Raw genomic sequence first — 24,088 nt, forward strand, 5'->3', positions numbered from 1 at the left:
TGATAGTTTTTATTCGTAATGGCAAAAAGTAACTATATTACTCGTGATGGCTGGTATGCCTTAGATAAAGAGCTAAAATATCTTTGGAAAGAAGAGCGCCCGCGTGTCACACAATCGGTTTCAGAAGCAGCGGCACAAGGTGACCGTTCAGAAAATGCTGAATATATTTATGGAAAGAAGCGATTACGTGAAATTGATAGGCGTGTTCGTTTTTTATCAAAGCGTCTTGATGAACTAAAAATTGTTGACCCAGATCCTCGCCAAGAAGGAAAAGTCTATTTCGGTGCTTGGGTCACGCTTGAAGATAATGACGAAAATGTCAAAACCTTTAGGCTTGTGGGCCCCGATGAATTTGATCCAGCAAAACAGTGGATTTCTATTGATTCCCCTGTTGCCAGAGCGCTTATTGGTAAGCAAGTTGATGATGAAATTAGCGTGCAGACACCAGGTGGTGAAGTTAATTACTGCGTATTATCTATCAAATATCATTCAGAATAAGATAAATAAATAGTTTTATCCCCTTTACTAGAGCTAATGAACAAGTTTTATCTATAAATTATTAACATTTATTCTTTGGTTTTGGTTTAATATTCTTATCAATGATAGAATTCGCTAATAAAAGCATTTGCACTTCGGGAGCTTAAAAAATGCAAGAAAGTTATAAAGTGCTAATCGTGGATGATGATTTACGTCTGCGTTCACTCTTAGAGCGCTATTTGACAGAGCAGGGTTTTCAAATCCGTACTGCTGCAAACGCCGATCAGATGGATCGTCTGCTCACTCGCGAATCTATCCATCTTATTGTGCTCGATTTAATGCTTCCTGGTGAAGATGGCCTATCTATTTGCCGCCGCTTAAGAAGCCAAAACAACCCTATTCCTATTATTATGGTTACTGCGAAAGGGGAAGAGGTTGATAGAATTGTTGGACTTGAAATCGGTGCTGATGATTACATCTCAAAACCCTTTAATCCAAGAGAACTACTAGCACGTATTCGCGCAGTTCTTCGTCGTCAAGCAAATGAATTGCCTGGCGCACCTTCACAAGATAACACCATTATCTCTTTTGGTAAGTTCAAGCTAAACCTTGGTACGCGTGAAATGTTCCACGAAGAAGAGCATATGCCTCTGACAAGTGGTGAATTCGCCGTATTGAAAGTACTGGTATCTCACCCTCGTGAACCACTTTCTCGTGATAAATTAATGAGCCTTGCGCGTGGTCGTGAATACAGTGCGATGGAGCGTTCAATCGATGTCCAAATTTCACGTTTACGTCGCATGATTGAAGAGGACCCAACACATCCTCGCTATATTCAAACAGTTTGGGGACTCGGCTACGTCTTCGTTCCTGATGGAACCAGCGTTCAATGAGAAGGCTGAGGCTTTCACCCCACAATAAACTGACACGCTCGTTATTTCTGGTTATCTCGCTACTTTTTTTTAGCTTGATAGCCAGTTATATCGTTGTGCAACACCTTATTGTTGGGCCAAGCCTTCAGCAATTTAATAAAGTTTTAGCGTATGAAATACGCACTTTAATGCCTGAAGAACTGATCCTAGTAGACGGCACCCCGCTAAAAATCTCCCCTGCTTTACGCAATAAAATCTATACCGAACTCGGTATCTCTTTTTTTGATAAAGAAGCCGCGCTTGAGGAAGGACTCTATTGGGCCAAAATCAATGATGAATTAAGTGAACAGATGTCTGAATATCTGGGAGGAAAAACAGAGATCTGGGTTGAAAACACGCTAGAATACCCTGTGCTATGGGTTAATACGCATATGTCCCCCTCACTTTGGATCCGTGTTCCACTCACTGAATTAGGGCAAAACTTCTTACTGCCTGTTTACCGACAAGCGATTATTTTCATTATTATCGTTGTCGCTTTTTTCTGGCTTTATAATCGTTTTCAAAATCGCCCACTTAATGAAGTAGAGTACGCTGCGCGTCGTATCGGAAAAGGCGTTATTCCTCCTCCTATTCCTGAATCTGGCTCTTCTGAAATGCGCTCAATTATTCGTGCTTTTAACCAGATGTCATCAGGTATTCGCTCGCTGGATAATGATAGAACGCTTGTTATGGCAGGTGTTAGCCATGACTTACGTACACCACTGACTCGAATTCGTCTAGCAACTGAAATGATGAGTCCCGAAGATAGTTACCTCGCAGACTCTATCAATAAAGATATCGAAGATTGTGATGCCATTATTGGGCAATTCTTAGACTATATGCGCACAGGTAAAGAGATGTCTTTAGAACTGTGTGATATGAATAATCTATTACAAGAAGTCATTTCAGCTGAATCTAATTTAGGAAAAATCAGTGAAGAACATCTTCATCCTGAACCCATTAATATCACCGCCAACCCTATTGCAGTAAAACGCGCCCTTGCCAATATGATTGTCAATGCCAATCGCTATGGTAATGGTTGGGTCAGTGTTTCGAGTGGGAAAAATGAAGAATATGCATGGTTTCAAGTAGAAGATGATGGCCCAGGTATTCCACAAGAAGATAGACAACGTCTTTTCCAACCTTTTGTTCAGGGCGAACAAGCTCGAAGCTCAACGGGTGCGGGTTTAGGATTATCCATTATTCGCCGTATCATGGATGCCCACGGTGGCTATGTTGAACTTGATGATAGCGTTAAAGGCGGATTATTAATTCGAGCTAACTTCCCATTAAAAGAACGTGAAGACGAGAATGATTAGCCCACTCTATTTCAAATATTGAAGTGCATTTTATTACACCATTTCTATTCTCATTTCTCTCCTCCTATAAATATTTCATCATTTTTTCGCTTTGTCATAAAACTGTCACAATTAAGACATTTAATTGTCATCAAACTGACCTATTGTCTGTGCGTACCGTAACCGAAGTTGATAGATGTCGAAAATTATTCTACCTATCCCACAGGAGGGATTATGAAACTGATGCGTACCACCCTGACTAGTGTCATTGCCGCTGCGTTTTCAATGACCGCTCTTTCTGCACAGGCAACGACCTCACTGACTGGTGCTGGCGCAACGTTCCCTGCCCCAGTTTATGCTAAATGGGCAGATTCCTATCAGAAAGAAACGGGTAACAAAATTAACTACCAAGGCATTGGCTCCTCTGGTGGTGTTAAACAAATCATTGCAAATACTGTTGATTTTGGTGCTTCTGATGCGCCATTAGCAGACGACAAATTACAAGCTGACGGTTTATTCCAATTCCCTACCGTGATTGGTGGCGTTGTTATGGCAGTCAATATTCCTGGTATCAAATCAGGTGAACTGACCTTAGATGGCGACACTATTGGTAATATCTATCTAGGTAAGATCCAGAAATGGAATGACCCTGCCATTACAAAACTCAATCCAGGCGTAAAATTACCAGACCAAAATATCGCGGTTATTCGCCGTGCTGATGGTTCAGGTACATCATTCGTTTTCACTAGCTACTTATCAAAAGTAAATAGTGCATGGAAAGATGAAGTAGGCGCAGGCTCTACCGTAAAATGGCCGACAGGCTTAGGTGGAAAAGGGAATGATGGTATCGCGGCATTCGTTCAACGTGTACCAGGTTCAATTGGTTATGTTGAATATGCTTACGCGAAACAAAACAATCTTGCTTATACTAAATTAGTCACAGCTGATGGCGAGGCAATCGCACCAACAGCTGACAGTTTTAGTGCCGCAGCAAGAAAAATTGATTGGAGCAAAAGCTTTGCACAAGACCTGACTAACCAGAAAGGTGAAAACGCATGGCCGATTACTTCAACCACCTTTATCTTAGTGCATCAAACACAAAAAGATGCCGTAAAAGGTAAAGAAGTACTGAATTTCTTCAACTGGGCTTACGACAAAGGTAATCAGGAAGCGAAAAACCTAGATTACGCAGTATTGCCAACCGAAGTTGTAGAGCAAATTCGTGCAGCATGGAAAACAAGTATCAAAGACAGTAATGGTAAACCGATTTACTAATAAAACGGCAACCATTAAGAGATAAGTTAACGTTCACCCCCTGACAAACAGGGGGTAATAAATTAAAAGAGGCTTTATGGCCGAGCACACAACGGTAATAAAGGCCCCTAGTAAACGAGGGGACGTTATTTTCAGCGCACTAGTTCGCCTAGCTGCGTTGATTACGCTTTTGCTTTTAACAGGTATCATTGTTTCACTGATTTTCGCCTCATGGCCAAGTATTCAACAATTCGGCCTTTCATTCTTATGGTCGAAAGAGTGGGATCCTCCTGCACAGGAATTTGGTGCATTAGTGCCTATTTACGGCACCATTGTGACCTCGATAATCGCATTGGTTATTGCGGTGCCTGTCAGTTTTGGTATCGCCCTTTTCTTAACCGAATTAGCGCCTAACTGGTTAAAACGCCCATTAGGTATTGCTATCGAGTTACTCGCCGCTATTCCTAGTATTGTTTATGGTATGTGGGGGCTGTTTGTCTTCGCACCACTCTTTGCAACCTATTTCCAAGAGCCTGTAGGTAATGTGATGTCCTCCATTCCTATCGTTGGCGAGCTTTTCTCTGGCCCTGCTTTTGGTATTGGTATCTTAGCTGCAGGTGTTATCCTCGCTATCATGATCATTCCTTATATTGCTTCTGTGATGCGTGATGTGTTTGAACAGACTCCCGTTATGATGAAAGAATCTGCCTACGGCATTGGCTGTACAACATGGGAAGTGATTTGGAATATCGTTCTGCCTTATACCCGTAATGGGGTGATTGGTGGTGTTATGTTGGGATTAGGTCGCGCCTTAGGTGAAACCATGGCGGTAACCTTTATCATCGGTAATACCTACCAATTAGATTCAGCCTCACTGTTTATGCCAGGTAACAGTATTACCTCTGCATTAGCCAACGAATTTGCGGAAGCCGAAACGGGGTTACATACTGCGGCATTGATGGAATTAGGGCTTATCTTGTTTGTCATTACCTTTATCGTCCTTGCGATTTCTAAGTTTATGACATTACGTTTATCTAAGAATGAAGGAGCGCGTTAATATGTCCAAAACATCCTCTTCTTCATTACAAGTTCAAACAGAAAGTGAATTGCGTGTACGCCATAAACGCCAACTTTGGCGCCGTCAAAAAAACCGTATCGCGCTGTTTTTATCAGTCTCTACCATGGCATTTGGTCTTTTTTGGTTAACGTGGATTTTATTCTCTACGTTCACAAAAGGCTTTGATGGCATGTCGTTAGCCCTTTTTACTGAAATGACGCCTCCGCCAAATACTGATGGTGGTGGATTGGCGAACGCCATTGTCGGTAGTGGATTACTAATTTTATGGGCGACAGTTATTGGAACACCGTTAGGTATTCTTGCAGGGATTTATCTTGCTGAATATGGTCGTCGTTCATGGCTTGCTGAAACTACCCGTTTTATTAACGATATTTTGCTGTCAGCACCATCAATCGTTGTCGGACTCTTTGTCTACACCATTGTTGTTGCACAGATGCAGCACTTTTCAGGATGGGCTGGAATTATCGCATTAGCGTTACTGCAAATTCCTATTGTTATTCGTACCACTGAAAATATGTTGAAGTTAGTGCCAGATAGCTTGCGTGAAGCCGCTTACGCATTAGGCACACCAAAGTGGAAGATGATCTCTAAAATCACCTTAAAAGCCTCGGTATCAGGCATTATCACAGGTGTGTTATTAGCGATTGCACGTATTGCAGGTGAAACTGCCCCACTGTTATTTACTTCACTATCAAATCAATTCTGGAGCACAGACTTAAACGAACCGATAGCTAACTTACCTGTGACTATCTTTAAGTTCGCCATGAGTCCTTTTGCACAATGGCAAGAGCTTGCTTGGGCTGGCGTATTACTTATCACCCTCTGTGTTCTATTTATCAATATTATTGCGCGCGTGCTGTTTGCTAAACGCAAGCACGGTTAACGCAGAAAGTTAAGCAAGAGAGACGTTGAATGATTATGGCTAATGATAACGCAGGAAATAAAATTCAAGTTCGTGATTTGAACTTCTACTACGGTAAATTCCATGCGCTGAAAAATATCTCTTTAGATATTGCCAAAAATAAGGTGACGGCATTTATCGGCCCTTCTGGCTGTGGTAAATCGACCTTACTGCGTACTTTTAATAAAATGTATGAGCTTTATGGTGAACAACGTGCTGAAGGTGAAATTCTGTTAGATGGCAACAATATCCTGACAGATAAGCAAGATATCGCACTATTACGCGCCAAAGTTGGGATGGTATTCCAAAAGCCAACACCATTCCCAATGTCTATTTATGACAATATTGCCTTTGGTGTCCGCTTATTTGAAAAGCTCTCTCGTGCTGATATGGATGAGCGCGTTCAATGGGCGTTGACCAAAGCCGCATTATGGAACGAAACCAAAGATAAATTACATCAGAGTGGATATAGTCTCTCTGGTGGTCAGCAACAGCGTTTATGCATCGCTCGTGGTATCGCAATCCGTCCTGAAGTTTTATTACTGGATGAACCTTGTTCTGCTCTCGACCCTATCTCTACTGGTCGTATAGAGGAGCTGATTAGTGAACTCAAATCAGAATATACCGTGGTTATCGTGACACATAACATGCAACAAGCCGCACGTTGTTCTGATTACACTGCATTTATGTATTTAGGCGAATTAATCGAGTTTAGCGATACGGATACGTTATTTACGCGTCCTGCGAAAAAACAAACTGAAGATTACATCACTGGGCGTTATGGCTGATAACGAGGCAATTAATGGATAATTTAAATCACAATAAGCATATTTCTGGTCAATTTAATGCTGAGTTAGAGCATATCCGCACTGAGCTTATGGTTATGGGGGGGCTTGTTGAAGAGCAACTGAAAAAAGCCATTATGGCAATGCATAACCAAGACCAAGCCTTGGCAAATGAAGTGATCCAAGGTGACCATAACGTTAATATGATGGAAGTCGCCATTGATGATGCGTGTATGCGAATTATTGCTAAGCGTCAACCAACAGCGAGTGACTTACGTTTAATTATGGCAATATCAAAAACGATCGCTGAATTAGAACGTATTGGTGATGTTGCTGAAAAAATCTGTAAAACTGCGCTTGAAAAGTTTTCACACCAGCATCAACCTCTGCTTGTGAGCTTAGAATCGTTAGGTCAACACGCCATACAAATGCTGCACGATGTTCTTGATGCTTTTGCCCGTATGGATGTCGATGAAGCAGTGCGTATCTATCGTGAAGATGAAAAAATTGATAATGAGTATGAAGGTATCGTCCGCCAGTTAATGACTTATATGATGGAAGATCCTCGCACCATTCCAAGTGTGCTAACCGCTTTATTTTGTGCTCGTTCTATTGAACGTATTGGCGATCGTTGCCAGAACATTTGTGAATTTATTTTCTATTACGTGAAAGGTCATGATTTCCGCCATCTTGGTGGTGATCAAGTAGAAAGAATGCTGACAAAAAACGACGACAACAACACCTCTAAATAAATTTCTCCCTCTTTTTCTTCTCTTCAAAACAGCGACGTTTATGTCGCTGTTTTTTTATTCTCTCATAAATTAATACCGTTCTAGCTCAACGCTTTTTCTCACCTTATTCCTTAAAAGCATATCGATATCAATTTTTATTATTTTATGAACTTAGATCAACTTGATAGCGTGATATCCAACATAACGATGATAATTCTTTTTCTTTGGGGTGAATATGAAATTACGTGTTTTGGTAACCGCATTAATTGCAGGCTCTGTGCTTTTCTCTGGTATTGCAAAAGCAGATAAACTCGATGATATAAAAAAAGCAGGTGTAGTACGTATCGCGATTTTTGATAGCAATCCTCCTTTTGGCTTTATTGATCCTCAAACCAAAAAACTCGCAGGTTATGATGCGGATATCGCCAACGAGATCGCCAAAGATTTAGGTGTAAAACTGGAACTACGTCCAACTAATCCAGCAAACCGTATTCCACTGTTAAGCTCAAAAAAAGTCGATTTGATCGCGGCTAACTTCACCATCACGGATGAACGCGCTAAACAAGTCGATTTCTCTGTACCTTACTTTGCAACAGGGCAAAAATTCATTGCACGCAAAGGTGTTTTAACCAAACCTGAACAAATCCACTCACTGCGTATTGGTGCTGATAAAGGTACCGTACAAGAAATCACTTTACGTGAACGCTATCCTGACACCAAAGTTATCTCTTATGACGATACACCACTCGCTTTCGCTGCATTACGCAATGGTAACGTACAAGCTATCACGCAAGATGATGCAAAACTCGTGGGTTTATTAGCAAATTTACCTGATGCTGTAAAAACTGACTTTGAAATCTCACCGTTTAGCATTACGCGTGAATACCAAGCGGTAGCCGCCGCTAAAGGCGAAGATCGCTTAATCAACGAAATCAACAACACGCTATTAAGATTAGAAAAAGAAGGCAAAGCAGGCGAAATCTACAATCGTTGGTTTGGCCCTGAAACAAAATCAGCGCAACCTCGTGGCGATTTCAAATTTGCTCCATTATCAGAGCAAACACCACAATCTTGATCCTTAAAGCGTAATAACTTTCTTCTCTCATTAAAAACAAAGTTATTCCTTTATTAAAACACCTACCCCGCTTCTGCGGGGTTTGGTGTCTGCAATAGGTTTATTATATGTTTGAGCAATTTCTTTCACATTACCTTCTTGAGCCACACTATTTAAGCTGGCTTTGGAACGGTTTTCTAATCACCTTGCTTATCTCTTTTTGGACTATTGTCATTGCAACATTAATGAGCTTTGCCCTCAGTGCTGCAAGAGATAGCGCTTTTGTACCATTACGCTGGTTAGCCACTGCTTATACTTCACTGTTCCGTAATACACCACTGTTAGTGCAGTTGTTCTTCTGGTATTTCGCATCAGGAGAAATTCTGCCGCAAAGTGCCATGATGTGGCTAAATACGCCTCATGAAATTTCCTTTCTAGGATTAACGCTTGCTTGGCCTTCTTTTGAGTTTTTAGCTGGCATTGTAGGTCTGACATTTTACTCAACCCCATTTATTGCCGAAGAGCTAAGAGCCGGTATTCAAGGTGTTAAACAAGGGCAAAAATATGCCTCTTTAGCACTAGGGTTAACACAGTGGCAATCTATGCGTTATGTGATTTTACCTCAAGCCTTTCGTATTGCTCTGCCTCCTTTGCTGGGTCAATACATGAATGTGATAAAAAACTCATCACTGACTATGGCTATTGGTGTTGCGGAGCTTTCTTACGCATCAAGACAAGTTGAAACCGAATCATTACGTACCTTTGAAGCCTTTGGTGTCGCAACCATTCTTTATATTGCAGCAATAGCCTTGATGGAAGCGTGGGGACAATGGCATCAGCAACGTAAATTAGCACAAGGGTATTAAATATGGACTTTACTGTTATTGCTGATAACTGGCAGTACCTACTCTTCGGCGCTTATCCTGACGGGCCTTTAGAAGGCGCAGCGCTGACCGTCTTTATCAGTATCATTGCGGGTATTGCATCTATTATTTTGGGTACATTGGGTGGTATTGCACTGGCTATGCTCAGAGGTGTATGGGTTAACCTTTTTGCGGCTTTTTTAGGCTTTTTCCGTGCTATTCCTGTGATTATGTTGATATTTTGGGTCTATTTTCTATTGCCCGTTGTATTGGGAATGGAAATTCCTGAAATCACGACCGTGATTTGTGCTCTCGCGTTGATTACATCGTCTTATATTGCGCACGGTGTCAAAGCGGGTATTTTGGCAATAGGGAAAGGGCAATGGCAGGCAGGATTATCTTTAGGATTTAATCGTTGGCAAGTCCTATGGCATATCGTATTACCGCAAGCATTGCGAATGATGGTGCCTTCATTTATAAATCAGTGGATAGCCTTAATTAAAGATACTTCATTAGCCTATGTGGTGGGTGTAGGTGAACTTTCTTTCTTAGCAACACAAGTTAATAATCGCAGCATGGTTTATCCAATGGAAGTCTTTCTATTTGTGGCCTTCATCTATTTTGTTCTCTGTTTCTCATTAGAAATTATTGCCAATAGAGTAGCTAAATTATTTTCAACACAAAAAGAGAAACGTCCTTTTTGGCAAATAATCTTTCCTGTTAAAAAACAGAAATTCATTGAGAAACGTTTAGGTTAATCACTCAAAAGCACTCATTTTCTAGATTTCATCCCTTACAGACGCAATCGATTACTTTTTTAGGTGCGGTTCTGGTTTTATTTGTGTAGGATAAAGCGAAAAACATTTTTTTTGGGATCTTTTGTCTATGAGCATGTCATCACCAAATTCTGGTTCACAGGGTTTGCTCCAACGTGTGTTTAAGCTACAAGAACACGGTACAAACGCTCGCACTGAACTAATTGCGGGTATCACGACTTTCTTAACGATGGTTTATATTATCTTCGTTAACCCTCAAATCCTCGCTGCTGCGAATATGGATATCAAAGCCGTCTTCGTGACGACCTGCTTAATTGCAGCTTTCGGCAGTATTTTAATGGGACTCGTTGCAAATTTACCTATTGCGGTTGCCCCTGCAATGGGTCTAAACGCCTTCTTTGCCTTTGTCGTCGTTGGCGCAATGGGCTATTCATGGGAAGTCGCGATGGGTGCGATTTTCTGGGGTGCAGTAGGACTATTTTTACTGACCCTCTTTCGTATTCGTTATTGGATAATTGCCCATATCCCATTGAGTTTACGTGTTGGTATTACGAGCGGTATCGGGCTGTTTATCGCCATGATGGGGCTAAAAAACTCGGGTATTATTATTCCGAATAATGACACCATCGTCACTATTGGTAACTTTGCCTCTCATAACGTGTTATTAGGTGCCTTAGGCTTTTTTATTATCGCCATTCTTGCCGCACGTAATATTCACGCCGCAATTCTTATCTCAATTGTTATCACCACTGTTATTGGTCTTCTCTTAGGGGATGTTCAATATCAAGGCATCTTTGCTATGCCGCCTTCTATCACCACTGTTGTTGGCAAAGTGGATATTGTCGGTGCTTTAGATATTGGTCTTTCTGGTGTTATTTTTGCCTTTATGTTGGTTAACTTATTTGACTCATCAGGCACATTAATTGGTGTAACAGATAAAGCGGGTCTAACCGATGACAAAGGCAAATTTCCACGCATGAAACAAGCGTTATACGTCGATAGCTTAAGTTCTGTTGCAGGCTCTGCAATGGGTACATCTTCTGTCACTGCCTTTATCGAAAGCACTTCAGGGGTTTCTGTTGGTGGCCGTACAGGCTTAACCGCGGTTGTTGTTGGTATTCTTTTCCTACTCGCTATCTTCCTATCACCACTTGCAGGCATGGTGCCAAGCTACGCAACGGCTGGTGCATTGATTTATGTGGGTGTGTTAATGACATCAAGTTTAACGCGCGTGAAATGGGATGACTTAACAGAATCAGTTCCTGCCTTTATCACTGCGGTAATGATGCCATTTAGCTTCTCAATCACCGAAGGTATTGCGCTTGGTTTTATTGCCTATTGTGTGATGAAAATAGGGACTTTCCGCTGGAAAGAAATTAACCTGTGTGTTGTGATTGTTTCACTACTGTTTATTTTAAAAATATTACTGATTGATACTCATGTTATTGATTTGAATAATTTATTCTAATACTCAATAAATTAAGATCATTATGATACAGACAAAACGGCACCAATAACGTGCCGTTTTTTATAAGAAAAGAGGTGATTATGCACGTGCTTCTACAAGTAGATTTCCCGTATCATGGCCCTTTCGGTGATGAAATGACACAAGCCATGGATACATTATCTGCATCAATCAACCAAGAGCCTGGCTTTATTTGGAAAATTTGGACTGAAAATAAAGAAACACAAAAAGCGGGAGGTATTTATCTTTTTGATTCAAAAGAAAACGCTCAAGCTTATTTAGATAAACACAGTGCTCGATTAAAATCTTTTGGTATTCCAGAAGTACGTGGTGATATTTTTTCAGTAAATCAGGCGTTAAGCTTAAAAAATCAAGCCTCTTTTTTGGCTAAGTAGCGACAAGCACAAGTGTTATATCTCACTTGTGCCTTTCTATTTTCTGCAATTACTCTACTTTGGTGGGCAATAACAACCCAAAAATAGCAGAATCAGACACTTCATCACCCACAATCCAACGCTGTTTAAGATACCCTTCTTGTTCAAAACCTAATTTCGCTAACAACGCAGCTGATGCTTTATTATCTGGGTGGATATCCGCTTCTAAACGGCGAACAGATAGATGTGTATGGAGATACTCAATAAACGCCACCATAGCTTCTTTCATCATGCCTTTTCCTTGATAAATTGTATCAAGGCAATACCCTATTTCGCCACGTCGTGAATTAGGATAATGGTTAAAGAAAACACACATTCCCATTAATGTATGTGTTGCCTTATCAATTACCGCTAAGCGCAGATACTCTTTTCTTTCCATATGAGTGATATCTTGAATAATATCTTCCTGCGCTTCTTGCAGTGATTGCCAAGGGAGATGGCTCCAGTAGCGCGTCACTTCAGGTGAACTCATGATCTTAAACCAATCTTCAGCATCCCCCATTTCAAAGGGACGCAATATCAATCTTTCTGTTTCGACCCGAATATCAGCGTAACGCATCTCTACTTTTCCTTATGTGTTTTTGGAGCCACAAAAGCAATACAAACAGGCTCAGTAATGGCATCTGGTTCAGCACGGAACATTATCTCTTGAGTATCGGCTATTTTTAAACTCGGCCAGTGCTTTAATCCTTCATCAAAATGTGCTTTTTCACAGTAATAACCAACTTCACTCACCAATACGACACCTTTTTCTTCTAATTGTTGAAGTGTAATATGTCGATTATAAATATTAGGAGGTTGCACATTCTCTTCTAACACCCAAGGCTGTGAAGATAATGGTCTATCTTTACCATAAAAAGTCACCCATTCATGCATATACTCACCGCCCACATACGCAAGTGGCGTGTGATAATGTTGATGCCAAGCTTGTTCAACATCTTGCACAAAGTTTTTTACGCCAATAAATTTTTGTCCTGCATTACGCACATTAGCGGCTTGAACGACTGTATAACCAGAAACAACCAACATACCAAAAACACCTAAACCATACAGTGCGCCACGTAATGAACGTTTAGGCATTACACTAATTGAGCCCACAAAAAGTGCAGTCGCAATCGACATAAAGGGTTGTAACCACTCGCTGATACGCCCCCCTTCATGAAAACTAAACCAGATAAAAATAATCGTTAATGGAAACAGAAAAATAAAATTGAGTAATTGGCTATCTTTAGAAGCAGACCAACTTACACGTCCACCATAAAAACGTAAAATTCCCCACATTAAAACCACAGGGTAAAAAACGGTCAGCGCAGCACGCGTTGTACGTAAATTAAAACGATTTTCAATTTGTGAGTCGACCCACTTAAACGCTGCAAAGTCGGTTTGCCATAACCAAATAAAATTGGGAATAACAAAAGCAAACCAAATAGCTAATGCTAAATAGAAATAAGGAGAACAATAGCTTGCTCGAACTTTAGGCACAAAAAGGCTTGATAAAAACACAGAACCGATAAAAGCTAATGATGAATACTTCCCCATTGTGGCAATGCCCATAGCGATAGCGAAGCCAATCCAATACTTTTGATTATCATTAATCGCACAAAGGAAAAAATAGAACGCCCATGCCCAACAACCAACTAGAATATAGTTATCGTTATAAGGGATAATATCAAAGTTGATAACACCAGATAAATTAAGCGCCAACATAGCAAACCAAGCTAAGTTCGTATTTTGTGTCAACTTGTAGGCTAAGTTCCAAACGCCTAGTAGCCCAACAGCAATGACAATAAAGTGGATAAAATACCAATAAAAGCTAAAATCGATACCGCCGTAAATAGCGGGTGTCATTATAAAACCCACAAACCAAGGATTTTTGGGGGAGCCCCACCCTCCGTTAGTGCCCCAATTGACAGCCTCAACGGCATCATAAGGCACGGTAGGGTCAAAGAGATAACTCACTAAGATCCAAAGAGTCGCATAACCAATAACCCACCAATATACTGGTTTACGTAATTGTGCAGATGATAATGTCATAATAAATAGAAATTTAAGTTAATTAATTTAATTTAGTCGTTAATTGACGTCACAACACAGTAAAGTATAGTGAAATGAACCGCACATTGTACGTGAGCAAAAATTAAATTGTCTTAAATTTGCGCTTTTATTGAAATTTTGTTTCTGATAGATTGCGCAACCAAGAAGATCACTATCGAGTTACCATTATGAATATGATTAAAAGAAAGCCCGCAGCTAAAGCACGTAAGAAATCGCGTGAAGAGCTGAACGCGGAAGGACGTGAACGTAAACGTCAAAAGAAACACCGTGGCAATCCTGCCGGTAACCGTCAGCAGGAAGCGGAAAATAAACAGCAAGCGAACAATACAGCGCCGAAAGATCCACGTATTGGTAGCAAAAAACCGATCCCTCTGATTGTGGGCGATGCACCAAAAGTTGCGAAGAAAAAACCTGCGCCAGTTAAAGCAGAGCCCGTTCGTTTAACGCCTGAGCAAGAGTTAGACCTATTAGAAAACGATGCACGCTTAGATGAATTACTGTCTCGTCTTGAAAACGGTGAAAAACTCAACGCAGAAGAGCAGGCTTATACTGAGAAAACCCTTGATCGCATTGATGAATTAATGGTTGAGCTAGGTATTGAGTTTGAAGATGATGACGATGAAGAAAAAACTGAAGACATCATGCAATTATTGAAAGGTAAATAATCAAAAGGCTAATCATTTGCCTTGATTAGCTTACATCTAACGGATATCAATAACTTATTGATATCCGTTATTTTTTATAGCTCGCTCTCTCTTTTACTTTTCATTAATACTCATTATTAACAATAGATTAAATAACCCTCTCAAGCTCAGATAACTCCATCTATTCCTCTCTTGTTATCCCTGATATCCTATTTTTCTATCTTTAATATACGAGTGATAAAAAATATGGATAACAGACAGCAGTACTTAGATATCGCAGCTGGGCAAGGAGAAAAAGTGCCCTCTCGTATAGTGGCCTTCCCTGCACAGCCACTAAACTATGCGCTTATTGAACAACGCTTAGAAGAACAGACCGATTACACTGATGGTGAGATAAATTATCTAAGTGAAAATATTGACGATGGTTTTTTCTATCGCTGCCAACATGGTGATGACGAGTTACATTTTTTTGTCTGTCTTTACCCTCGTGATAAAGATTACGAAATACGTCCAATGTATTCGACTGATGAACTTACACCACAACTACTCGCGCATGCGAATTCAACAACTCAAGATTTATTATTAGAAACACTTTTTACTGAAACTTTGCATCCTTTAGCAAGCTATCGCCATCAACTGAATTTTCTTAATATCATCGCACCTGAAATGGTCTTAGCATTAGATGAATCAGCGGCAGGTAAGGCATTAACACCTGAGTGGATACGCTTCCAATTAGAAACGCCCGATCTCTATCCTGAAGTAGAAAGCTTATATGTTATTCATGCTGTCTATGACACAGAAAATGATCCACCAACGATGTTCTGGTTTCATACGCATGGATTAGCGCGCTGCGGTTTAACCGAAGTCGATTTAGTTATTCCAAGTATGCTTGAACCATACTATGGTATTCCTGAGCTCTTCCGCTGCTTTGTTAACAACAGTATTAATCATCGTCAAATTGAATTTGGTGAACCAATGCTTTGTGGTCAAACATCATCAGGTTTGGAGTATCTTGTTGCATTACCTTTTGAAGAAGGTATTCGCCATATTAATCAATCAACACCTCTCGAAAATCTTAGACCTTTAGAAGAGATGCGTTATGACACAGAAGGCGCACCAAATGGTGTTTTCTTGGGTGATTTAGCCGATCGTGATGAATATCATCAACATCCTTCCTCTATGCTATTTAGAACCAATGAAGAAAATCCGGTTTTAGAAACCTTCTTTAAAGGTTATGAAGAGCAGCAAGCGATGATGCTACTGCGTAGCAATGAAGAAACCTATGAGATGTCTGAAAAAGCCAAGCGACGCTGGGAATACTTCGTTTCTATGTTTGATAACTACAATCAACCACCTGTTGAGAAAAAAAGTGGTTTTCTCTCCAAATTATTAGGAAAAGACAAACCCGAAGAGACTGAAAACCCGTGGCAGTTTATGATCAAATTCGGTATTCCTTATGGTGAAGAGGAAGAGCTAGAGCATATGTGGTTTGTGCCACAGTCTCGTGATGGAGACACCGTTTATGCAAAATTACTCAACGTGCCATTTTATGTTGAGGATATGCAAGAAGGTGAAATCTATCCTATCAACACCGCATTAATAACTGATTGGGTCGTTTCATACGAAGACAATAGTTATACCCCGAACAATATTTACCAACTTTTTAGCCACCAGCAAACTCACTAATTAGCGGGTATTCACAATAACAACGCGAGCTTTTCATTTAAAAAACGATGAAGAGCTCGCCATGCTAATCGCCTTAAAATCTGCTGTCATATTGTGACCCGTTAATATTATCAATTGATTGTTATATTGTTGCTACATTGACATTTCAAATCTTCACATTCTGTTTTTGTCTAGTAACAGATAAGGTAAACAGTCTATTTTCATCTCAATATCTTTTCTCTGGTTGATTTAAATCAAGTGCAGATATGCATAGACTAGGCTAAATTATACCCAATAAGGATAATTATAATTCTCATTAGCATTAAAAATATTTATTATAATTAACCTTAATATTATTATGTGAATTCTCATACACGTTAATAATTATCAGTATCATTATTCTTTGTATCAATATTCGTGGAAGGACAATCATGTCTCTGATCCCAAATCACAGTTATAAAATCTTGAGCTACTCACCTCAGATTAGCCCAGCATACAGACAGAAATTATTATCTTTAGGTATGTTACCTGGCGCTGTGTTTAACGTTATTCGTATCGCACCACTGGGTGATCCTATTCAAATAGAAACGCACCGAGTATCCCTAATTTTGAGAAAAAAAGATCTCGCACTCATTAATCTTAGCGAAGTGGTTCATAACGAAAAATAATCGTTATTTCTCATTCAACCAGGCAAGACAACTATTGGCATCACTATTATGACTCCTCTCACTATAGGCCTTATCGGTAATCCCAATGCTGGTAAAACAACACTCTTTAATCAGTTAACAGGCTCTCGCCAGCGTGTAGGTAACTGGGCGGGTGTAACGGTCGAACGCAAAGTTGGTCGTTTCACAACTGCAAATCATAAAATTGAGCTCGTCGATTTACCCGGAACTTACTCTTTAACGACAATCTCAGAACAGACATCGCTTGATGAGCAAATTGCCTGCCATTTCATTTTAAGTAATGAAGCAGACATGCTGATTAACGTGGTTGATGCATCAAATCTTGAGCGTAACCTCTATTTGACATTGCAACTACTTGAGCTTGGTATTCCGTGTATCGTGGCATTAAATATGCTCGACATTGCAGAACACCAAGATATGCAAATTGATATCAAGGCACTTTCAGAGCAACTGGGTTGCCCTGTTATTCCAATGGTTTCAACCAAAGCATCAGGTATTGATAAACTCAAAGAAGCCATTGATACCTTCCCTGCTGAAAAGAAAAAACCACAAGAATTACTGACGTCTTATCCGATATGGTTACTTAATGAAGTCGAGGCACTTGCTGAAAAAATTAATCACGATGAGTTTAATTTACAGCAACGTCGTTGGATGGCATTACAGTGTTTAGAGGGTGATATCTATACTCACCAACGTGCTCAAGTCACTAGTGAAGATATCAAAACCATTCGCCAACGAATTCAAGACGAACATAACAATGAACCCGAATTAGTCATTGCAGATGCCCGTTATCAAAATATTGAGCGTATCTGCCATACCGTGATTAATATGGAAGCCATTAAGCCGAATATTCTGACGCAAAATATCGATAAAGTGATATTAAACCGTTGGTTAGGTGTTCCTATCTTCCTGTTTGTTATGTACTTAATGTTTGTGCTCGCAATTAACATTGGTGGTGCTTTACAGCCTGCTTTTGAAGGTGGCTCTGAAGCTATCTTTATCCATGGTATTCAATGGATTGGTGCAACCTTTAACTTCCCTGAATGGCTAACGATTTTCCTTGCTCAAGGTGTCGGTGGTGGTATCAATACCGTTCTGCCATTAGTGCCACAAATCGGGATGATGTACCTGTTCTTATCTATTCTTGAAGATTCAGGTTATATGGCGCGAGCTGCCTTTGTGATGGATAGATTGATGCAGGCTCTGGGTTTACCAGGTAAATCATTTGTACCACTTATTGTCGGTTTTGGCTGTAACGTACCTTCCATTATGGGTGCGCGTACACTGGATGCACCAAGAGAACGTCTGATCACTGTATTAATGGCACCGTTTATGTCCTGTGGTGCTCGCTTAGCAATCTTTGCAGTTTTTGCCGCTGCATTCTTTGGCAAAAATGGCGCGAGTGTTGTTTTCTCGCTCTACCTTCTCGGTATTGTCGTCGCCATTCTCACTGGTTTACTGTTAAAACACACCATTATGCGTGGTGAAGCCTCACCTTTCGTAATGGAACTGCCGGTTTATCACGTTCCTCACCTAAAAACGTTACTGATGCAAACATGGCAACGTCTAAAAGGCTTCGTGGTACGTGCAGGTAAAGTCATTATTATCGCCAGTATGTTTATTGGTGCGTTAAACAGCTTTACCTTCTCAGGTAAACCTGCGGATAACATCAATGATTCTGCATTAGCGTCTGTCAGTAAAGTGATCACACCATTACTTCAACCTATTGGTGTTCACAGTGATAACTGGCAAGCAACGGTTGGTTTAGTCACTGGTGCAATGGCGAAAGAAGTGGTAGTAGGAACATTAAATACCCTCTATACCGCAGAAAGTATTGTTAATGAGCCTTTTGATCCTGAAGAATTCGACCTGTGGGGCGAAATTGGTGACGCCTTTGGTGAAACATGGGATAGCTTAAAAGAAACCTTCACGCTAGCTGCGCTTTCTAACCCAATTGAAGCCAGTAAAGGTGATGGCGAAATGGATACCGGTACAATGGGCACCATGGGCGCTAAATTTGGTTCAGGCATTGCGGCATACAGCTACTTAATCTTTGTTTTACTGTATGTACCTTGCGTTTCAGTCATGGGTGCTATTGCCCGTGAAACAAGCCGTGGATGGATGACTTTCTCTATTCTTTGGGGATTAAATATTGCTTACTCATTGGCAGCCCTGTTCTATCAAGTGGCAACCTTTAGTGAACATCCACAAAGCAGCGGTATAACGATTGCAGCGGTGGTTATCTTCAACTTAATTTTATTTATCTTGTTGCGTAATGCGCGTAGTCGCCTAACAATTAACTTAAGCAATAAACCTTCATTATCTAAACAATGTTGTTCAAAAGGTAGTTGTCACTAAGTGACAAAGGAAAAGTAAGATGGCAAGTCTGATAGAAGTACGTGATTGTATCGCCCTTAATGGTCGAGCCGATGCCCGTCTTATCAGCCATCAACTCAATATGCCTGAACCTTTGGTGCAAGCAATGTTAGAGCGGCTCACATTGATGGGTAAGCTTGAAGAGGTGGATGTAGAAGATTGTCTCACAGGCAGTTGTAAAAGTTGCCCTGAAGCCACCGCATGCCAAACAAAGCTTTATCAATTACGCTGATACGTTATAAAAAAACTAAACCCCTATTTATTGTAGGGGTTTAGTTTTTCTCCAAGAAAAACAATATTCGGGTTCTATCTTGACGGATCTGAAATCATTTTTTACATGCGTTAATAAGTACATCACTAAATTCATCAGGGTGCGAAATAAACGGAGCATGTGCAGCATTACGGAAAATAACAGAAGGCGATTGAGGATAAATAGCATCTAATAATCCAGCCACTTTTCGAGGCACTAACCCATCTAAATAACCATAGAAACGAATAAAAGGGCAACGCAAAGCTTTCAACTCTTCTCGTAAATCTTCAGTACGCAAAATTTCTAGCCCCCCATTAAGAACCTCAACAGAAGGCAGTGGTTGATCTAATACCACGGATTTTAACGCTTTCATATCCTCACGCGCACTCTGGGTGCCTAACGTTTGTAGCGCTAAAAAGCGCTCAACGGTGCGATGAAAATTCTCATTTAATTGCTGCTCAAAGCCTTTTAAAACCTCAGGTTTGATACCTGGCCAATCATCATGGGCGCCAAAGCAAGGCGAAGATGCCACCGTAACCAAGGCTTGTACATGATTGGGATTATCTAAAACCACACGGCTCGCCACTAATCCACCTAAAGACCAACCTAACCAAATTGCATTTTCAGGGGCGTTGGCAAAAACAATCTCTGCCATCTCTTTTAATGTAAGAGCAAGAAAACCTTGGCTACGACCATATCCAGGGAGATCAACGAGATGCAGTGTAAAATGCGAGCTTAATCGCGGTATTAATGATTGCCAAACCTGTGCATTCAATCCCCATCCGTGTAATAGCACAAGATGCGTTTTTCCTTCACCTATTGTCTGCCAATACAATTTATTCATTGTTATGCTCTCTTTTCTTTTACAAGGATGTTCATTATGTGGATAACAATAGCAGGATATTGTTGGTTATGTCGTCAACCCTTACATTATGATACTAAAGGTATTTGCTCGAGTTGTATTCGCTATTTACCTAAACAGCATAATCGTTGCCCATGCTGTTTATATCCCTCATCCCACTCTATGATGCTATGTGGACGCTGCTTACAATCGCCTCCACCATGGAAACAGATGTTGACAGTCACTGACTATCAACCGCCATTAAATAAATTATTACACCTTTATAAATACCAACCTCGCCCTCAAATAGCGTTATGTCTTGCACGACTTTTTCTATTGCGATGGCTTTCACATCGGCGAGAAAATTTGGTGCAGAAACCCGATAGAATTATTAGCGTTCCTTCACATCGTCATCGCCGTTGGTCTAGGGGCTTTGAGCAAGTAGAAGCTATCGCTAAGCCTTTGGCAAGGTGGCTAAATTGTGCTTATCAACCGGATACCCTGATAAGAACTCGTGCTACACTGGTGCAAACGCATCTTAATGCCAAGCAAAGGCAACAAAATTTAAAGAATGCATTTGTATTAAATAACACAGTGTCGGTATCAGGGAAAAATCTGGCACTAATTGATGATGTTATCACTACAGGTGCGACATTAAAGAGCATTATACCTTTGTTATTTCGTGCGGGAGCACGCTCTGTTGAGGTATGGGCGATTTGTCGAACCTTGTAGTTAACCGCCAATTGGGCGTATGATAACCAACCAGAACAGTCAACTATTGAGCAAGACGATATGATTATTATTACTGATGCCGCACAGGCGCATTTTGCCAAACTACTGGCTAACCAAGAACCCAACACCCAAATTCGTGTATTCGTTATCAATCCAGGCACACCTAATGCTGAATGTGGCGTTTCATATTGCCCACCTGATGCCGTAGAGCCAAACGACACTGAAATTAAATTCGAAAAACTTTCTGCGTATGTTGATAACATCAGCGCACCTTTCTTAGAAGATGCGGAAATTGACTTTGTCACTGACCAACTGGGCTCACAATTAACCCTAAAAGCACCTAACGCAAAAATGCGTAAAGTCGATGCTGATGCACCGTTAATTGAACGCGTAGAATACGTACTACAATCACAAATTAACCCGCAATTAGCGGGTCATGGTGGTCGTGTTAGTCTGATGGAAATCACTGAAGACGGTTATGCTATCTTACAATTCGGTGGTGGTTGTAACGGTTGTTCCATGATTGATGTCACCTTAAAAGATGGTATCGAAAAAGAACTGTTAAACCTGTTCCCAGAAGAGTTAAAAGGTGTGAAAGATTTAACTGAACACCAACGCGGTGAACACTCCTACTACTGATATCCCTCAGTATCACATCCCCTATGGTACTCACCTGCACTGATATCATGGGGGATTTGTTTATTAAAATAATCATTTACAAAGTATAACGTCATCTTTACCGATTTGACGTTATGATAAATGTATCGTTCTCTCGCTCAGAACAAATAAATCAATTAACAATATAATAAATAAGACAATTATGGATAAGTTTCAATTTCTCAGCATTGAACAAGCCTATCAATTCTGGACATCTCAATCGGCGATATTAGTTGATGTAAGAGATCCCCAGAGTTATCGCATAGGTCATGCTACCGGCGCATTTCATCTCACTAATGATACGCTAAACCAATTTTTACAAGATGCTGATTTTGATGTGCCTGTTATGGTGATGTGTTATCACGGTCATAGCAGCCAAGGTGCAGCTCAATATCTGGTCAATATGGGCTTTGAAACCGTTTATAGTATTAATGGTGGTTTTGAAGCATGGCTAAGAGAGTTTCCACAAGCGATAACTTCTCTGCAATAACTACAGATGAGTTTTATTAATGATCCACATTATTACGCTTTCTAACCCTCAAGCGGCTGATTTATTTGTCAATTATATGGCAACGAAAGGTGTGCGAATTCACGCAAAAAATGAAAATCAGCAAATCTCACTTTGGTTAGAAGACCAACATCAGTTGGATATGGTTGAAAAAGAACTAAACACTTTTCTACGTGAGCCTTTTCACCCACGCTATCAAGCTGCAAGTTGGCAAACTGGTGCTCCGCAAAAAACAGGCATAAAATATCGTCCTGCATTTTCGATAAAAAATATGGTGCAACGATCAGGCCCTTTAACGGTACTGGTGATTATTTTATGTATCCTCGTTTTTATCTGGCAACAAGTGGTGGGTGACTATAATGTTATGCTCCACCTCGCATGGCCTTATGAAGAGAGTCTAGACTTTGAAGTCTGGCGCTATATCACGCCAGCTTTTGTTCATTTTTCATTGATGCATATCGCCTTTAATCTCGCCATGTGGTGGTATCTCGCCAGCCAAACAGAACAGCAACTCGGCACCAGTAAATTATTTGTGATTATGCTCGTTTCTGCGCTATTTAGTAATTGGGCACAATCACTGTTTACAGACTCCAACTTCGGTGGACTTTCTGGTGTTGTGTACGCATTAATCGGCTATGTAGGCTTAACGGGCATACGTAATCCAGAAAAAGGTATTGGTGCGCCAACAGGCTTAATCGTCTTTTCGATTTTGTGGATTGTAGCGGGTTATATGGGCGTTTTAGGTGACTCTATCGGAAATGCCGCACATTTTGCAGGCTTCCTTATCGGCTTATTGATGGCTTTGTGGGATAATCGACATCAATTATCTCGTGGATCATAATAAAATTAACATGATATTTTTAACATTAGGGGACACCTGTGAAGCAAACGCAACGACATGATGCCATCATTGAACTGGTACGCCTACAGGGCTATGTCAGCACTGAAGAATTGGTGGAGCATTTTGAAGTCAGCCCACAGACAATCCGACGTGATTTAAATGAATTAGCGGAAAAGAACAAAATCCAACGTCATCACGGTGGTGCAGCATTACCTTCAAGCTCCGTGAATACGGCTTATCATGATCGTAAAATTATGTGGTCTGATGAAAAATCACGTATCGCACAACGAGTAGCAAGCTTAATTCCAGATGGTGCAACACTGTTTATTGATATCGGCACAACACCTGAAGCTGTCGCACATGCATTAATTAACCACAAAAACCTACGTATCGTGACCAACAACCTCAATGTGGCAACGTTACTGATGGGCAAAGAAGACTTTCGCTTAATTCTTGCGGGTGGTGAAGTGCGTACACGAGATGGTGGTATTGTCGGTGAAGCTACGCTTGATTTTATCTCTCAATTCCGTCTTGATTACGGTATTTTGGGGATAAGCGGTATTGATATGGATGGTTCTCTACTTGAGTTTGATTACCATGAAGTTCGCACTAAACGCGCAATTATCGAAAACTCACGCTGTGTAATGTTGGTGACTGACCATTCTAAGTTTGGTCGTAATGCAATGGTTAATTTAGGTAATATGAATCTGATCGATTACTTATTTACCGATCAAGAACCACCAGCAGGGATCCAAAAAATTGTTGAGCAGCACAACGTTCAACTCGAATTATGTTAATTTAGCAAT

26 protein-coding genes are annotated in these 24,088 nt (G+C 40.6%); 23 read left to right on the forward strand and 3 right to left on the reverse strand.

The window, feature by feature from the left end; translation table 11 throughout:
* The first annotated feature begins 18 nt into the window (after positions 1-18).
* The 13 genes from greB (at position 19) to ABN212_RS10770 (ending at position 11,988) form a co-directional block, all read left to right on the forward strand.
* Entirely contained in the window at positions 19-498 is a 480-nt protein-coding gene (greB, locus tag ABN212_RS10710) for a transcription elongation factor GreB (protein WP_109373684.1), read from the forward strand.
* A 149-nt stretch (positions 499-647) separates the two neighbouring features.
* A complete protein-coding gene (gene ompR / locus ABN212_RS10715) occupies positions 648-1,370 on the forward strand; it encodes an osmolarity response regulator transcription factor OmpR (protein WP_198620084.1) in 723 nt (240 codons plus the stop codon).
* Complete coding sequence (envZ, locus tag ABN212_RS10720; RefSeq protein ID WP_198626295.1) at positions 1,367-2,707, forward strand: two-component system sensor histidine kinase EnvZ; 1,341 nt, start codon at positions 1,367-1,369, stop codon at positions 2,705-2,707. The genes ompR and envZ overlap by 4 nt, the downstream gene beginning before the upstream one ends.
* 213 nt (positions 2,708-2,920) lie before the next feature.
* Positions 2,921-3,961 (forward strand): phosphate ABC transporter substrate-binding protein PstS, encoded by a 1,041-nt coding sequence (pstS, locus tag ABN212_RS10725; RefSeq protein WP_109373686.1) that lies wholly within the window; start codon positions 2,921-2,923, stop codon positions 3,959-3,961.
* Positions 3,962-4,037: 76 nt separating this feature from the next.
* Entirely contained in the window at positions 4,038-4,997 is a 960-nt protein-coding gene (gene pstC / locus ABN212_RS10730) for a phosphate ABC transporter permease PstC (protein WP_109373687.1), read from the forward strand.
* A 1-nt stretch (position 4,998) separates the two neighbouring features.
* Positions 4,999-5,901: a phosphate ABC transporter permease PstA gene (gene pstA / locus ABN212_RS10735; protein WP_109373688.1), complete on the forward strand. Its 903-nt coding sequence runs from the start codon at positions 4,999-5,001 to the stop codon at positions 5,899-5,901.
* Positions 5,902-5,930: 29 nt separating this feature from the next.
* The gene (gene pstB / locus ABN212_RS10740; RefSeq protein ID WP_006534565.1) at positions 5,931-6,707 is read left to right on the forward strand and encodes a phosphate ABC transporter ATP-binding protein PstB; all 777 of its coding nucleotides are present in this window, start codon (positions 5,931-5,933) and stop codon (positions 6,705-6,707) included.
* Between the two features lie 14 nt (positions 6,708-6,721).
* Positions 6,722-7,456, forward strand: coding sequence for a phosphate signaling complex protein PhoU (phoU, locus tag ABN212_RS10745; protein ID WP_198620087.1), 735 nt, complete (start codon positions 6,722-6,724; stop codon positions 7,454-7,456).
* Between the two features lie 214 nt (positions 7,457-7,670).
* Entirely contained in the window at positions 7,671-8,510 is an 840-nt protein-coding gene (locus tag ABN212_RS10750) for an ABC transporter substrate-binding protein (RefSeq protein WP_198626294.1), read from the forward strand.
* A 107-nt stretch (positions 8,511-8,617) separates the two neighbouring features.
* Positions 8,618-9,355, forward strand: coding sequence for an amino acid ABC transporter permease (locus ABN212_RS10755; RefSeq protein WP_198620089.1), 738 nt, complete (start codon positions 8,618-8,620; stop codon positions 9,353-9,355).
* A 2-nt stretch (positions 9,356-9,357) separates the two neighbouring features.
* Positions 9,358-10,110, forward strand: a complete 753-nt coding sequence (locus ABN212_RS10760) for an amino acid ABC transporter permease (RefSeq protein ID WP_349443208.1) — start codon at positions 9,358-9,360, stop codon at positions 10,108-10,110.
* 127 nt (positions 10,111-10,237) lie between these two features.
* Entirely contained in the window at positions 10,238-11,596 is a 1,359-nt protein-coding gene (locus tag ABN212_RS10765) for an NCS2 family permease (protein WP_196534089.1), read from the forward strand.
* A gap of 80 nt (positions 11,597-11,676) precedes the next feature.
* Positions 11,677-11,988, forward strand: coding sequence for a monooxygenase (locus ABN212_RS10770; protein ID WP_198620091.1), 312 nt, complete (start codon positions 11,677-11,679; stop codon positions 11,986-11,988).
* Between the two features lie 49 nt (positions 11,989-12,037).
* On the opposite strand, the gene ABN212_RS10775 is transcribed toward ABN212_RS10770, so the two are convergent.
* Together ABN212_RS10775 and ABN212_RS10780 are read right to left on the reverse strand one after the other, a co-directional pair.
* The gene (locus ABN212_RS10775) at positions 12,038-12,586 is read right to left on the reverse strand and encodes a GNAT family N-acetyltransferase (RefSeq protein ID WP_198620092.1); all 549 of its coding nucleotides are present in this window, start codon (positions 12,584-12,586) and stop codon (positions 12,038-12,040) included.
* A 2-nt stretch (positions 12,587-12,588) separates the two neighbouring features.
* Entirely contained in the window at positions 12,589-14,061 is a 1,473-nt protein-coding gene (locus tag ABN212_RS10780) for a glycosyltransferase family 39 protein (RefSeq protein WP_198620093.1), read from the reverse strand.
* 188 nt (positions 14,062-14,249) lie between these two features.
* Here ABN212_RS10780 and yihI point away from each other — a divergent pair, with 188 nt between their 5' ends.
* The 5 genes from yihI (at position 14,250) to ABN212_RS10805 (ending at position 19,685) form a co-directional block, all read left to right on the forward strand.
* Complete coding sequence (gene yihI / locus ABN212_RS10785) at positions 14,250-14,747, forward strand: Der GTPase-activating protein YihI (protein WP_196534093.1); 498 nt, start codon at positions 14,250-14,252, stop codon at positions 14,745-14,747.
* 225 nt (positions 14,748-14,972) lie between these two features.
* On the forward strand, positions 14,973-16,412 hold the full coding sequence (locus tag ABN212_RS10790) for a DUF4026 domain-containing protein (RefSeq protein ID WP_349443209.1): 1,440 nt from the start codon (positions 14,973-14,975) through the stop codon (positions 16,410-16,412).
* A gap of 410 nt (positions 16,413-16,822) precedes the next feature.
* On the forward strand, positions 16,823-17,059 hold the full coding sequence (gene feoA / locus ABN212_RS10795) for a ferrous iron transporter A (RefSeq protein ID WP_036914344.1): 237 nt from the start codon (positions 16,823-16,825) through the stop codon (positions 17,057-17,059).
* Positions 17,060-17,107: 48 nt separating this feature from the next.
* A complete protein-coding gene (gene feoB, locus ABN212_RS10800; RefSeq protein WP_198620095.1) occupies positions 17,108-19,435 on the forward strand; it encodes a Fe(2+) transporter permease subunit FeoB in 2,328 nt (775 codons plus the stop codon).
* Positions 19,436-19,454: 19 nt separating this feature from the next.
* Complete coding sequence (locus ABN212_RS10805) at positions 19,455-19,685, forward strand: FeoC-like transcriptional regulator (protein ID WP_100159654.1); 231 nt, start codon at positions 19,455-19,457, stop codon at positions 19,683-19,685.
* A 94-nt stretch (positions 19,686-19,779) separates the two neighbouring features.
* On the opposite strand, the gene bioH is transcribed toward ABN212_RS10805, so the two are convergent.
* A complete protein-coding gene (gene bioH, locus ABN212_RS10810; RefSeq protein WP_349443210.1) occupies positions 19,780-20,547 on the reverse strand; it encodes a pimeloyl-ACP methyl ester esterase BioH in 768 nt (255 codons plus the stop codon).
* A gap of 36 nt (positions 20,548-20,583) precedes the next feature.
* Between bioH and gntX the strand changes: the two genes are divergently transcribed.
* The 5 genes from gntX to ABN212_RS10835 all read left to right on the forward strand — a co-directional run bounded on the left by gntX (position 20,584) and on the right by ABN212_RS10835 (position 24,079).
* The gene (gene gntX, locus ABN212_RS10815) at positions 20,584-21,276 is read left to right on the forward strand and encodes a DNA utilization protein GntX (protein ID WP_198626290.1); all 693 of its coding nucleotides are present in this window, start codon (positions 20,584-20,586) and stop codon (positions 21,274-21,276) included.
* Between the two features lie 60 nt (positions 21,277-21,336).
* On the forward strand, positions 21,337-21,915 hold the full coding sequence (gene nfuA, locus ABN212_RS10820) for a Fe-S biogenesis protein NfuA (protein ID WP_109373704.1): 579 nt from the start codon (positions 21,337-21,339) through the stop codon (positions 21,913-21,915).
* Between the two features lie 181 nt (positions 21,916-22,096).
* Complete coding sequence (gene glpE, locus ABN212_RS10825) at positions 22,097-22,423, forward strand: thiosulfate sulfurtransferase GlpE (protein ID WP_069369522.1); 327 nt, start codon at positions 22,097-22,099, stop codon at positions 22,421-22,423.
* 19 nt (positions 22,424-22,442) lie between these two features.
* Entirely contained in the window at positions 22,443-23,282 is an 840-nt protein-coding gene (glpG, locus tag ABN212_RS10830; protein ID WP_349443211.1) for a rhomboid family intramembrane serine protease GlpG, read from the forward strand.
* A gap of 38 nt (positions 23,283-23,320) precedes the next feature.
* On the forward strand, positions 23,321-24,079 hold the full coding sequence (locus tag ABN212_RS10835; protein WP_006534541.1) for a DeoR/GlpR family transcriptional regulator: 759 nt from the start codon (positions 23,321-23,323) through the stop codon (positions 24,077-24,079).
* The last annotated feature ends 9 nt before the right edge of the window (positions 24,080-24,088 follow it).

This window comes from Proteus genomosp. 6, assembly GCF_040139785.1.
Taxonomy (GTDB): Bacteria; Pseudomonadota; Gammaproteobacteria; order Enterobacterales; family Enterobacteriaceae; genus Proteus.

Excerpts from the sequence above, each read along its gene's own strand:
- greB (WP_109373684.1), top strand. The coding sequence starts at position 19 with ATGGCAAAAAGTAACTATATTACTCGTGATGGCTGGTATGCCTTAGAT.
- ompR (WP_198620084.1), top strand. The coding sequence starts at position 648 with ATGCAAGAAAGTTATAAAGTGCTAATCGTGGATGATGATTTACGTCTG.
- envZ (WP_198626295.1), top strand. The coding sequence starts at position 1,367 with ATGAGAAGGCTGAGGCTTTCACCCCACAATAAACTGACACGCTCGTTA.
- pstS (WP_109373686.1), top strand. The coding sequence starts at position 2,921 with ATGAAACTGATGCGTACCACCCTGACTAGTGTCATTGCCGCTGCGTTT.
- pstC (WP_109373687.1), top strand. The coding sequence starts at position 4,038 with ATGGCCGAGCACACAACGGTAATAAAGGCCCCTAGTAAACGAGGGGAC.
- pstA (WP_109373688.1), top strand. The coding sequence starts at position 4,999 with ATGTCCAAAACATCCTCTTCTTCATTACAAGTTCAAACAGAAAGTGAA.
- pstB (WP_006534565.1), top strand. The coding sequence starts at position 5,931 with ATGATTATGGCTAATGATAACGCAGGAAATAAAATTCAAGTTCGTGAT.
- phoU (WP_198620087.1), top strand. The coding sequence starts at position 6,722 with ATGGATAATTTAAATCACAATAAGCATATTTCTGGTCAATTTAATGCT.
- ABN212_RS10750 (WP_198626294.1), top strand. The coding sequence starts at position 7,671 with ATGAAATTACGTGTTTTGGTAACCGCATTAATTGCAGGCTCTGTGCTT.
- ABN212_RS10755 (WP_198620089.1), top strand. The coding sequence starts at position 8,618 with ATGTTTGAGCAATTTCTTTCACATTACCTTCTTGAGCCACACTATTTA.
- ABN212_RS10760 (WP_349443208.1), top strand. The coding sequence starts at position 9,358 with ATGGACTTTACTGTTATTGCTGATAACTGGCAGTACCTACTCTTCGGC.
- ABN212_RS10765 (WP_196534089.1), top strand. The coding sequence starts at position 10,238 with ATGAGCATGTCATCACCAAATTCTGGTTCACAGGGTTTGCTCCAACGT.
- ABN212_RS10770 (WP_198620091.1), top strand. The coding sequence starts at position 11,677 with ATGCACGTGCTTCTACAAGTAGATTTCCCGTATCATGGCCCTTTCGGT.
- ABN212_RS10775 (WP_198620092.1), bottom strand. The coding sequence starts at position 12,586 with ATGCGTTACGCTGATATTCGGGTCGAAACAGAAAGATTGATATTGCGT.
- ABN212_RS10780 (WP_198620093.1), bottom strand. The coding sequence starts at position 14,061 with ATGACATTATCATCTGCACAATTACGTAAACCAGTATATTGGTGGGTT.
- yihI (WP_196534093.1), top strand. The coding sequence starts at position 14,250 with ATGAATATGATTAAAAGAAAGCCCGCAGCTAAAGCACGTAAGAAATCG.
- ABN212_RS10790 (WP_349443209.1), top strand. The coding sequence starts at position 14,973 with ATGGATAACAGACAGCAGTACTTAGATATCGCAGCTGGGCAAGGAGAA.
- feoA (WP_036914344.1), top strand. The coding sequence starts at position 16,823 with ATGTCTCTGATCCCAAATCACAGTTATAAAATCTTGAGCTACTCACCT.
- feoB (WP_198620095.1), top strand. The coding sequence starts at position 17,108 with ATGACTCCTCTCACTATAGGCCTTATCGGTAATCCCAATGCTGGTAAA.
- ABN212_RS10805 (WP_100159654.1), top strand. The coding sequence starts at position 19,455 with ATGGCAAGTCTGATAGAAGTACGTGATTGTATCGCCCTTAATGGTCGA.
- bioH (WP_349443210.1), bottom strand. The coding sequence starts at position 20,547 with ATGAATAAATTGTATTGGCAGACAATAGGTGAAGGAAAAACGCATCTT.
- gntX (WP_198626290.1), top strand. The coding sequence starts at position 20,584 with ATGTGGATAACAATAGCAGGATATTGTTGGTTATGTCGTCAACCCTTA.
- nfuA (WP_109373704.1), top strand. The coding sequence starts at position 21,337 with ATGATTATTATTACTGATGCCGCACAGGCGCATTTTGCCAAACTACTG.
- glpE (WP_069369522.1), top strand. The coding sequence starts at position 22,097 with ATGGATAAGTTTCAATTTCTCAGCATTGAACAAGCCTATCAATTCTGG.
- glpG (WP_349443211.1), top strand. The coding sequence starts at position 22,443 with ATGATCCACATTATTACGCTTTCTAACCCTCAAGCGGCTGATTTATTT.